A 10910-nucleotide genomic window follows, 5' to 3' on the forward strand; every position below is an offset into this window, starting at 1 on the left:
CGGGAATGCAGCATTAAGCGGTAAGTGGGCTGATTGGTTTGCGTGCCCAATTCAAAGATTGGGCATGCAGCATTCAGCCACTGCTTATTGGTTTGCGTTCACGATCCTATGATCGGGAATGCAGCATTCAGCCACTGCTGATTGGTTTGCGTTCACGGTCAAGACCGGCAATGCAAGCCAAAATCTATTCAGGGGAGCGCACGATGGAGTACTCGATTAAGCAGGTTTCCGAGAGATTGCAGCTGCCGACGTCGACGCTGCGTTATTACGACAAAGAAGGCTTGATGCCGTTACTGAAACGAACGGATTACGGAACGCGCCAATATTCCGAGCTGGACGTCTGCTGGCTGGAGCTGGTGTGCTGTCTCAAAAACAGCGGCATGCCGCTCGACGACATCAAGCGATTCATGATGCTCTGTTTGGAAGGTTCGTCGACCTGCGAGCAGCGCAAAGAGGTGCTGGAGAAGCACAAAGCCAACATTCTCCGGCAAATGGAGGTGCTCAGCCGCAGCTTGGCCACGATTAATTTCAAATTGGACCATTATAATGAAATCGGCATTTTCCACATCGACGGATAGCGAGTATATGTACCAAACACCAAAAAGCACGCCGACACCCGGCGTGCTTGCTGCTGCTTGAACTGACGAACCCGTTCCGGCTTACGCCACCTCCGGCTTCGCCGCTTCCCCGCTTCCCCTGCGCTTCTCCAGGCTGATCCAGACGAGTCCGGCCGCCATGAAGAGCGCGCCGACGAGCTGCGATCCCGCGATCCCTTCGTCGAACCAGATGAAGCCGGCGATCATCGCGGACGCGGGCACGACGTAGCGGAAGAAATTCGCCCGCGTCGCGCCGATTTTGTACATGCTCGCGTTCCACACGACAAAGGCGAACACGGTGCTCACGAGCACGTTGAACAGTATGGCGGCGTAGCCCGCCGCGCCGAGATCGCCCCATTCGACCTTCCCCCACGATCCGAGCGTGAACGGAAGCATGAACAGGCTGCCGAACAGAATCATCCACGCGCTGACCCGCAGCGCCGAATACTGCTTCATGAGCGGCATGCACACCACGTTATACAGCGCGCCGATGATGCTGACGCCGAGCGCCAGCAGGTTGCCGACCATATTGTCGGACCCTAAGCTTATGCCCTCTTCGCCGCCGAGGATGATCAGACACACGCCGACCATGGCGACGATGCCCCCGACGATCAGACGCGAGGATATCCGCTCCCGGATAAACAGCGTGCCGAAGATCGCAGCGAAGATCGGCCACGGCGCCACGTTCAGCAGCGAAGCGTTGGCGAGCGTCGTATATTTGATCGAATACATGACGCTGATCTCCAAGGCGGTGATGCCGACTAACCCGATGGCCGCCAGCTGCAGCGCCGCTTTCAGCGGAATGCCGACGCTCCCTTCCGTCACCTTCAACAGCAGGAAGAAGAACGGAACCGCCAGCCCGAATCGCAGGAAGGTGAACAGAATCGGATCGAACATATCCATCGCATACCGGGATATACCGAAATTCGCCCCCCATATCGCGGCAACCGCGATTAGCCCTACATAACTCCACCATTTTTTGTCCATGCCCATCCCGTCCTATCCACGTTTCTCTCTCGATTTCATCTTGACATGCTTGCAACATCATATCACGGATTCGCGGGCTTTCGCGTAAAACATTTGCGAATCGCGATGTAATAATCGGGCTCCGGAGCACAGGTGGGACGAGGCGGGCATACAAAATCCCTCGCGGTCTCAGGCGCGGAGCGCCGAGACGACAAGGGACCATTGTCGTAAGTTTATATACGATAATTAGGACGATCTTCGGCTCTTCGCCTTCACGCGGATGCCGTTCTTCGGCCTCAGCGTAATCGACGGCTCGGGGATGACCGCATGCTCGGGGTCCAGCTCGAACTCGAATCGCTGCGCGATAGAAGCGAGGATGAGCGAGGCCTCCATCATGGCGAAGCTGTTGCCGATGCAGACGCGCGGCCCTGCACCGAAAGGAAAATACACATACGCGGGCAAGCTCTTCTCGTATTCAGGCGACCACCGTTCAGGCAGGAAGCGATCCGGCTGCGGGAAATGCGCGGCGTCCCGGTGCATGATCCACTGGCTCATCGCCACCTCGCAGCCCGCCGGCAAGCAATATCCGTCGATCCATACATCTTCGATCGGCTCTCTCGAAATAAACCACGCCGGCGGGTATAGCCGCATCGATTCGTTAATAACCGCGCGCGTGTAGGGCAGGTTCGCCAGATCGGACAAGGCGGGGACGCGGCCCTGCAGCTTCTCGTCCAACTCGGCCGCCAGGCGGCGCGCCGCATCCTCGTGCTGCGCGAGCAAGTAGAACGTCCACGACATCACGTTCGCCGTCGTCTCGTGACCGGCCAGGAACAAGGTCATCACTTCGTCGCGCAGCTGCTTCGGCGTCATCCGACTGCCATCGTCATCTTGGGCCGCGATCAGCATCGAGAGCAGATCGCCCCGGTCCCGATCCTCGCCGCTCCGCTCCTCGATGATGTCGTAGATCAGCCGGTCCAGCCGGTCGACGCTATCCTTCAGCCGTTTGCTGCCGGGCAGCGGAATCGCTATCGGCAGCGATTCGAGCAGCATGCGGGCGACGCTCGTGAATTGCTCCACATAGCCGCGCAGCACCTGATCGAGCGCATCCCCGACTTGATCGGAGCCCTGATAGCGCGGCTCCTTCAAGTCGATGTCGAACAGCGTCTTGGCGACGATCTCCATCGTGACCCGCATCATTTCTTTATGAATATCCAGCTCCTGGTCATCCCGCCATTCCTCGAGCAGACGGCCGGTATAGGCGGTCATCGTGTCCGCATAGCTCTCGATGCGGTGCTTGTGGAAAGCCGGCTGGACCAAGCGGCGCTGCCTGAGCCAGAAATCCGCCTCGCTCGTAAGCAGGCCGTTGCCGAGCACCATGCTCAAGATTCGGTCGCGATGATACCCTTTGGCGAACAGCCGCTGCGAATTCGTCAGCACGTACTTGATGTCCTCCGGTCGGCTGAGCAAATAAATTTCGCGGTGCTGCTCCAGCCGCATGCGCACGATGGGACCATACTTTTCGGCGCATGTCCGAAAAAACTCATGCGGTTTCGAGCCGACCGCGAGCAAATTGCCGACGAACGGAATTTGCCGAGGCCCGGGAACCTTCTTCATCCTGCCATCTCCTCTCGTTCGCTGAGGCGCCGGTCGCACCTGAGCTTCTAACGCCATCCTGCCTTCTCTATTGAATTCCCCGTCTCCTCGGATTATGCCTGGGATCGAACGCTTCCGCCTGCTCCGTGAGAGTATGTTGACATTGAAGCTGAGAGTTTTTTCGCCTTATTGTAAGTAACAGAAGCACGAGGACATCAAGGCCGAAAGACGGATGCCTTTCACCAAGCTCGTGCTTGGCCACGGATAGCCGAGGTTCCATCCTTGTCTATACATTACTAATAGAAGGAGGAAAATCCAATGAAGTTATTGCGCAGTCCTAAATTGTTGGCTACGTTCGCGCTCTTATTCACGATCAGCACCGTATCGGCAGGCGTATCCAGCGCCTTGCCTCGGCAGCCTCAGACGTCGTCGACCTACTACCAGTGCTCGGGTATCGGGGAGTGTCTGGAATTCGCGTACTGGGGTTATTTCTTGAGATAAGCTGATTGGTTTGCGTTCACAATCCGAGGATTGGGAATGCAGCATTCAGCTAAAGCGAAGCTGATTGGTTTGCATTCCAGTTCGGGAATGCAGCATTCAGCTAAAGCGAAGCTGATTGGTTTGCATTCCAGTTCGGGAATGCAGCATTCAGCTAAAGCGGAATGGTTTGCATTCCAGTTCGGGAATGCAGCATTCAGCTAAAGCGGATTGGCTTGCATTCCAGTTCGGGAATGCAGCATTCAGCTAAAGCGGATTGGTTTGCGTGCCCCATCCACAACGAAGAGGACTGCTTCCGGTAGTAGAGACCATCTACTGCCGAGGCAGCCCTCTCTTCATTTTTACGCGCGTCTCAAATCATGGGCCACGCGTTCAAAGCCTTTTTTGAGGTAGCGGTAGTAGGTGCTTAGGGAAAGACAGAGACGGGCAGCGACGACTTCGTGTGTCCCGATCTTTTGCAGATAGGAGAGCCGGATTGCTTGCGCTTGCAGCCGTTCTTCCTCCGTGCCGTCGCCCATCTTCGCGAGACATTCGGATACCGCTTGCCGGACGGCGCATGCCAAGGAGCTTTCGAGGGAATCCATACGCCGCTTGATCGCCTCCCATTGGTCAAGCGATCGCAGCAGCTTGGGATCGGATTCGAGCGCATGGGGATTCAGGAGCGCTTTCTTCAAGAGCGCTGCGGCTTCTTGGAGCGTCATGGAATTGGTCGGAGTATGGGGAGGCTGGACGGATAACGGTTCGGAAAGGCGCAAATCGAGTCGATAGGCATGCAGCTGCCCGCCGTCCTCGCAGCGTGCATCCGACGCGACAACACGTTTAAAGCCAAGCGATGCAAAAACATCCGCATAATAAGGGAAGGAAACGAAGAGTAGGATGGATTGACCGGCCAGCTCCTGGAAGAGGCCGCGAAGGAGGAGCCCAAAAGCGGAGAGATCGAGATGACGGAGCGTGCACCCCGTCCAAAGAAGAACTTCATTGCCTTGCGCCGGCGTTGCCGTCATATAGGCACGTAGTGCGGGGTTGAGCTCGAATAACGATCGGGTAGCCGGCGTCAACGGAACCCATGCATAGCATGCGGCCGGTTTGTCGTCGACCTCGAGCACCGAACAGGACGAAGCTTCCGCTTCCCCTATCGCGCGCAAGCAGGAGATGTGCACCGTCTCGTCAAGCAGGATCGGCGATATGGCCATGGAGGTGAGTTCGGCCACGCTTGCCCCTCTCACCTTCGCCTTCCAGACGCGTTCATCCAGATTAGGGCATCCGTAATTGCGCAGCAGCTCGGGATCGTGCACGTAGAGCAATTCGGCGGCCCACCGCCCTTGAAGGTCCGCCGGCGCAGCGGCCAACCTCCCCTGCAGAACGAGGATCGCCCTGCGCCGGTACGCGTCATACGCGTCGGGCATCCGGTTGCGCCAATCCGACCGGACCCACTCCCGCGCGGCATCGGCGACGCGCCAGCCGCCAGCCTCCGATAACTCGACGAACGGCAGACCGCAAAACTTACGGAACGCTTCATCGGTTAAGCGTTGACCCGATACGTCTTCCATTAACTCCTGATCGAAGCGCCAGAACACCGACGCCGCTTCCAGCAGCCGCCACTCACTGGCATCTTGCACATCGTTCTGCAGCATGCCGCACACGGCATGGAGCAATCTTCGCTTCATTCCGCCTTCCCGAAGCGCATCCGCCCCATGCTGCTTCACGGCGTCGCTGGCCAGCGTCAGCGCGAACGGCATGCCTTTGGCGAAGTGCGCGATGGCGTCACGAGATTCCCGATCCCTGATCCCGCGCGCAAACATATACCGGTCGACCGCGTGCCGGTGCAGCGGATCGAGCCGAAGGTTGCGCACGAGACCGGCCCATCCCGGCGACCGCTGCCACTCCTCCAGCGGATCCCTGCCCGTCGTGCAGACGCGAAAGTAGACCGATAACATCGGCAGCCAATGCTCGCGCAGCCATCCCCATATGGATCGAGAGGCGTCGAAGTCATCTAGAAGGATGATCAGGCGCTGCCGCTCGCCGGCTGCCCCGTTCAACCGATCTGCCAGCGCGGCGGCGTCGGCCGCTGCGTCCGAGGGGAGCGGCCAGCCTTGCCGAATCAGACTCGCGTGCAATTGCCCAACGAATTGATCGGGCGATCGGCAATCCTCCCCGTTCAACGTCACCGCGGCGATCCCCGTGTCGCGCGCCAAGCCTCGGAGCAGACTCGACTTGCCGATTCCGCTCGGCCCGTGCACGTGAACGAGCCGCCAGCCATCGTCATCCCCGGCCAACTCGCCGTGCAGCAGCGCCAGCTCGCGCCCGCGTCCGACGAACAGCTCCTCTTCCTTCCTCTTCAGCAGATCTTGTATGCGAACCAAGCCAACCATAATGCGGCCCTCCCCTGTCTGAATGTATACCTTGATGATACCATGAGCCGTCCGCGCCCATTGTAACGGGAGTTGTCATTACATTTGTCATGGCGGCTCATGACTGCGCCTCATGCCGATGACATGGACAAAGGGCTTCGCCCTTCAACCCTTCATTTTCCCTCGCCCCTTCCCCCTCCGCCGAGGGGAACCAAGGGCTTCCGCCCTCTGGACACCCGAATGAAGCGCACTCTTCCACGCGGCCGTCTTCGATGTGTTCTTTCGGGGTGAGCCCGCTTGTCCTTCGGACAGGCTCTTGTTCAAGCTTCGTTCGTTACGTTTTGCCTCGGGGAGGTATCCTGTGGAGTTCGTGCGTAGATGCAGCTTCGTGCTGACCGTCGCTTTCGTCCGCTTGCGCGGACACGCTTTATTTTTATCCGCAAAAGAGCCGCTTCACATTTTCTCAAGACATGCCAAAAAGCCCCAACCGGGGCTTCTTGCATCTACCATTGCTCATTCATAATCGCAGCTGAAATTCGAGAATTCCGCGACGGCGCCTTCACCCGTTGCATAAAGGCCGATGATGACGCCCGTGAACCCTCCCGCCACTTCGGAGGAAAGGTATTTGGTCTGCGCCGAACCGAGGAGCAGCTCTTCGCCGTTCGCGCGCAGCTTGAACGCATAACGCGTATGCGTCGCTTCGATGACCAAGGACGCGCGGGATTCCGGTCCAATGTCGATCGTCTTCTCGACGGATTTCAGATCGCCGACGTTCAGCCGTTCGATGACTTCATAGCCGCTCTGGCGTTGACGAATGGCAAGATCATAGTGATGGTGCTCGTCCATGTAGATCGTGATGCCCGCTTCGCCGCTCGTCAGCGAGACGTCGCAGGCGATCCTCGCCGTGAAATCCTTCTGCCGCAAACCGATAAAGGTCGGCGAAGCCGGCTGATCGAGCGTAATGACTGTTCCGGTCAGCGTAAGCGTGCTTGCTCCCAGCTCGTAATGCTCTCGGCGAGGGTGGCGAAGATAGCACCACTCCACGTTCCAATCCGTATTCTCGAACGTATACCGCTTCTTCTCCTGCTGAACGGTCCCCTCCGGCATGCGATCGGTCTCAAAGCGCGTCAGCGTGGTGCCTTGATGGCCGGCCGTGAACCAGCCATCGTCGCCGAACGTCACCGGCGTCAAGAACACTTCGCGTCCCAGATGATGGTAAGCGATCCATTGCCCGATCTGGCGGAAGCCGAGATGCAGCAGCCACCTCTGTCCGCCGTCATCTTGAATCAGGTCGCCGTGGCCGACGGCTTGAATTTCGTATCCGCCCAGATTCCGATTGGTCAGCACCGGGTTATGCGGATACGCTTCGAACGGTCCCGATGGCGACGTCCCCCGCGCGTAGGTGGCCATGTGGCCGAACTCGGTTCCGCCCTCCGCGGCCAACAAATAATAACAGCCGTTGATGTTGTACAAATGCGGCGCTTCGAGATAGCGTCCCCCAGTCCCCTGCCAGATCGAACGGCTCGGCGTCAGCTTCCGGCCCGTCTCGATATCGATCCGGCACTGGACGATGCCGCCGACGCCTTGGTCGTCCGTTCCGTTGCTCATGAAATAAACGTCGTCGCCCTCGAAAAACAAGTCCGGATCGATGCCGCCCTGGTCCACGTAGACCGGATCCGACCATTCGCCGTATATATCGTCCGTCCACACGTAGAAATTTTGCCGCGTCGTGTCGTTGGTGGTCGTCATGTAGAACCGTCCGTCATGATGACGGATCGTCGGGGCGAATACGCCGCCAGAGCTGTTCACGCCGTCCAGCTGGATTTGGCTCGCTCGGGTCAGGCAGTGGCCGATTTGCGTCCAATTCAATAAATCTTTGCTCTCGAAGAGAGGGACGCCGGGAAAATACTGCATGGAGCTGCACACGAGATAATACGTATCGTGTACCTTGCACACGCTCGGGTCCGGATAGAAGCCTTTAATGACCGGGTTATGGTAATTCATCTCTTCACCTCTGTATGATGAGCCGACAATCGCGCTCGTATCGCGAAACGTGCCGTATGTTCCCATGTTACCTGACTTATCCGGGCCGCAACACCACCATAATTAGCAAAGAAATCATGGCTACATTTCGCCAATCCCGCCGAATGCCGAAAGAAAACCCGTTCGCCGGGCAGGCAAACGGGTTAGACGGCCGGAGCAGAAGCGTTCCGGTATTTGTTATAGATGGCACGGCACAGGTTCAAGTCCTGCAGCACGTCCTCGAAGCTCTCCATGTCGGTGTCTCGCTCGATGGTGATCGCCTCGCACGTCGTGTTGTTCATGACCCACTCGGTCAACGCGAGCACCTTCGGATCGATGCCGCCCACATGGGAATCGTACAGCTCGCCATTCTGCTCGGTATGCCCGGCAACATGCAGCTGCAGCACGCGGTCTCTTGGAATCGCGTGCAGGAACGACAGCGGATCGTAGCCGATCGTCTCCGCGTTCAAGAACAGGTTCGTCACGTCGAGCAGCAGGCCGCAGTCGGCTTTCTCGAGGACGCGCCGGATGAACTCGCCTTCCGTATAGACGCTGCCCGGCCAAACGAACGAATGGGTCACATTCTCGAGCAAGATCGGCCGGCCCAGCGTCTGCTTCAGCGCGACGATATGGCCGACGACGACGTCGATCGCTTCGTCCGTGTACGGCAAGGCGATGAAGTTGTCGATCTCCATGTCGCCGGAGCGGCTGTACGACAGGTGCTCGCTCACCCAAGGAGCGTCGACGAGATCCGCCGTTTGCTTGAGCGCCTCGACCCGATAATCGGCCGGCGCTTCGATCGAGCCCAGCGACAGGTTCAGGCTGTGCACCACGATCGGAATTTGGCCGATGAACGGGCCAAGCTCCCGCTTCACGGCTTCAAGCGCCCGCTTCTGGCTATATTCGAGAAAATCGACATGCTGGCGCACCAGCTCCTCCTGGCCGACGAAATCCAACCGGAAGCCGACGCCGACTCCTTTTACCATCATTCATCCTCTCCTCTGGTCGATACAATAATATCCATGTCCATCAGCTCGTCGATCATGTCCTGCGGCTCCTTCTCCAGTGCATAAGCGCGGACAATCCGATCAGCGACCGCGGTCAACGCCTCCATCGCGACCGGTTCGCGGCACGCGGATAGCAATTCATAACAGGCTTGGTCGATCTCGTACAGGTCGATTTTGCCGCTGTCCGGACAGCACAGCACATAGCCGGTCTGGCCGTAGTGCCGCTCCAGCAGCTCCGGGTCGAGACGCTCTTCGATAATAAGCTCCGAGGGGTAAGGGAATGCGCGGAAGTAGACTTGCGGGGCGACGCAGTAGCCTGGCTGCTCGGGCAGCGGGGATGCGGGGAAAGTGGCGCAGGCGTACATCCATTTCTCAAAGCCGGTAATATCGGCGAACAGTCGGGCTTGCGCGGGTTCCGCCTGCGCCGCTGCATAATCGAGGAATGCTTCGAGCTGGGCGGCCCATTCGTTCTGATGCATGTCGCGTCCACGCAGGAAATCCCGCGTCAGCCGCTTCGTCTGCTCATACGTCAACAACGATAGCGTCCGCCGCACGAACGGGAGCGCCGATTTGCTCAGTCGCTTGTGGGCGACCGCGTATTGAAACGATTCAATCACCTTGCGCGGCAGCTGGCGGGCGGCTTGAAGCTCCTCCGCTTCCAGTCCGAAGCGGTCTGCCGCTTCCTCGGGCCGAACAAACAGCTCATCCGACAGATCGGGGGAGATGGTCACCTTCAGCATCATGCGTTGGATTTCTGCCAAAGACATCGGATTCGATCACCTGGCCTTATGCGATTTTAATCAGGGGGAGTGTTGTTGGAGCCTTGCTCGGCATTGTAGGCTGGCAAGGCTCCTGGTTCAGGGTTCAAGAGGGATCATGATGCGGGTAATCGAGGGGAGTGGCGACTTAGTGGCAGTAGCAGCAGGAGCAGCAGCAGACAACGATTTCGCGTTTCACGCTTTTCACTTTCTTGATCATGATGGCTTCACCTCCTTAGGTAAGGTTGGCGTGGCGCATCGCCTTGCCACAATTCGGATTATAAAGACGATAAGGCGGGCGGGGTAGGATGAACTTTCTTCACCCCTGTCGGGTGGAATCGCAAGATGAGCAGTTGAAGAGAAGAGCGGTTCATGCCGGGGACGCGCTTTTGGAGGTTAGTTCGGGTCGAAGAGCTTCTGTTTGATGCTTTTCCATTGCGTCTTGATCGTGTTCAGCGATTTGTTCAGCTTGCCGGAAATTTGAGCCTTGCTTAGCCCCTGCTCCCGCAGGTCGTACAGCTCCCGCTCCGAGGGGGTCAGCGCCATGAGCCGGAGTTCCTTGCGGATGAGCGCCGCGGCATCGGGATGGATTCCGCTTCGGTTCGCGTGCGCGTCCCGAATAGCCTGAGCGATATCCTTGTAGCTGGATTTGCTAATGAAATTGGCGGCCCCGCTCTGGAACGATTGGAGAATGAGTCCCTTCTCTTCCAGCGACGTGACCATGATCACGCTCGTGCCCCTCCCTTCGATGCGCAAAATTTCCTTGGCCGCTTCCAGGCCGTCCAGCCGGTTGTCCGACAAATTAATGTCCATGAGCACGACGTCCGGAGCGCCGGATCGGAAGCGTTCGAGCGCTTCCTCCTTCGTGCCGGCCACGGCTGCCACCTCGATGTCCGGCTCGGCGTTCAGGAACGCGGACAATCCCTGCTGCCAGATCAGGTCGTCCTCCACCAACAACACACGTATTTTATTCAACCTCAACGCCTACTTTCCCTAAAATAAACATTCCCCAGTATACTGGAAACCGTTGGCGCTGAAGAGGCCTAACTGTGGAGGCGGTGAATCCGTGACCGGGGTCCTGTGTGAGGCGAAGACAAACACGTGCTTTCACCGTTGTAG

Annotated in this window: 9 protein-coding genes; 2 read left to right on the forward strand and 7 right to left on the reverse strand. The window is 58.2% G+C overall.

Annotated features, from left to right (window positions below):
- The first annotated feature begins 203 nt into the window (after window positions 1-203).
- Window positions 204-578 (forward strand): MerR family transcriptional regulator, encoded by a 375-nt coding sequence (locus ACFSKT_RS05760; protein ID WP_377718043.1) that lies wholly within the window; start codon window positions 204-206, stop codon window positions 576-578.
- A gap of 81 nt (window positions 579-659) precedes the next feature.
- On the opposite strand, the gene ACFSKT_RS05765 is transcribed toward ACFSKT_RS05760, so the two are convergent.
- Both ACFSKT_RS05765 and ACFSKT_RS05770 read right to left on the reverse strand, forming a co-directional pair.
- A complete protein-coding gene (locus tag ACFSKT_RS05765; protein WP_377718044.1) occupies window positions 660-1583 on the reverse strand; it encodes a DMT family transporter in 924 nt (307 codons plus the stop codon).
- Between the two features lie 225 nt (window positions 1584-1808).
- On the reverse strand, window positions 1809-3176 hold the full coding sequence (locus tag ACFSKT_RS05770) for a cytochrome P450 (RefSeq protein WP_377718045.1): 1368 nt from the start codon (window positions 3174-3176) through the stop codon (window positions 1809-1811).
- Window positions 3177-3473: 297 nt separating this feature from the next.
- On the opposite strand from ACFSKT_RS05770, the gene ACFSKT_RS05775 reads away from it, so the two are divergent.
- On the forward strand, window positions 3474-3656 hold the full coding sequence (locus ACFSKT_RS05775; RefSeq protein ID WP_377718046.1) for a hypothetical protein: 183 nt from the start codon (window positions 3474-3476) through the stop codon (window positions 3654-3656).
- 338 nt (window positions 3657-3994) lie between these two features.
- On the opposite strand, the gene ACFSKT_RS05780 is transcribed toward ACFSKT_RS05775, so the two are convergent.
- The 5 genes from ACFSKT_RS05780 to ACFSKT_RS05800 all read right to left on the reverse strand — a co-directional run bounded on the left by ACFSKT_RS05780 (window position 3995) and on the right by ACFSKT_RS05800 (window position 10766).
- Window positions 3995-6025 (reverse strand): ATP-binding protein, encoded by a 2031-nt coding sequence (locus tag ACFSKT_RS05780; RefSeq protein WP_377718047.1) that lies wholly within the window; start codon window positions 6023-6025, stop codon window positions 3995-3997.
- Window positions 6026-6517: 492 nt separating this feature from the next.
- Window positions 6518-8008, reverse strand: a complete 1491-nt coding sequence (locus tag ACFSKT_RS05785; protein WP_377718048.1) for a glycoside hydrolase family 43 protein — start codon at window positions 8006-8008, stop codon at window positions 6518-6520.
- Between the two features lie 182 nt (window positions 8009-8190).
- Entirely contained in the window at window positions 8191-9015 is an 825-nt protein-coding gene (locus ACFSKT_RS05790; RefSeq protein WP_377718049.1) for an MbnB/TglH/ChrH family RiPP precursor modification enzyme, read from the reverse strand.
- Entirely contained in the window at window positions 9012-9800 is a 789-nt protein-coding gene (locus tag ACFSKT_RS05795) for a hypothetical protein (protein ID WP_377718050.1), read from the reverse strand. Before ACFSKT_RS05795 ends, ACFSKT_RS05790 begins: the two co-directional genes overlap by 4 nt.
- Before the next feature lie 387 nt (window positions 9801-10187).
- Window positions 10188-10766, reverse strand: coding sequence for a response regulator (locus ACFSKT_RS05800; protein WP_377718051.1), 579 nt, complete (start codon window positions 10764-10766; stop codon window positions 10188-10190).
- Window positions 10767-10910: the final 144 nt, after the last annotated feature.

Origin of the sequence: Paenibacillus xanthanilyticus, assembly GCF_042682185.1 — a bacterium.
Taxonomy (GTDB): domain Bacteria; phylum Bacillota; class Bacilli; order Paenibacillales; family Paenibacillaceae; genus Paenibacillus_Z; species Paenibacillus_Z xanthanilyticus.

Bases quoted from the DNA above. Each gene is read 5' to 3' on its own strand.
- ACFSKT_RS05770 (WP_377718045.1), bottom strand. From the start codon at position 3,176: ATGAAGAAGGTTCCCGGGCCTCGGCAAATTCCGTTCGTCGGCAATTTG.
- ACFSKT_RS05780 (WP_377718047.1), bottom strand. From the start codon at position 6,025: ATGGTTGGCTTGGTTCGCATACAAGATCTGCTGAAGAGGAAGGAAGAG.
- ACFSKT_RS05790 (WP_377718049.1), bottom strand. From the start codon at position 9,015: ATGATGGTAAAAGGAGTCGGCGTCGGCTTCCGGTTGGATTTCGTCGGC.
- ACFSKT_RS05775 (WP_377718046.1), top strand. From the start codon at position 3,474: ATGAAGTTATTGCGCAGTCCTAAATTGTTGGCTACGTTCGCGCTCTTA.
- ACFSKT_RS05795 (WP_377718050.1), bottom strand. From the start codon at position 9,800: ATGTCTTTGGCAGAAATCCAACGCATGATGCTGAAGGTGACCATCTCC.
- ACFSKT_RS05765 (WP_377718044.1), bottom strand. From the start codon at position 1,583: ATGGACAAAAAATGGTGGAGTTATGTAGGGCTAATCGCGGTTGCCGCG.
- ACFSKT_RS05785 (WP_377718048.1), bottom strand. From the start codon at position 8,008: ATGAATTACCATAACCCGGTCATTAAAGGCTTCTATCCGGACCCGAGC.
- ACFSKT_RS05760 (WP_377718043.1), top strand. From the start codon at position 204: ATGGAGTACTCGATTAAGCAGGTTTCCGAGAGATTGCAGCTGCCGACG.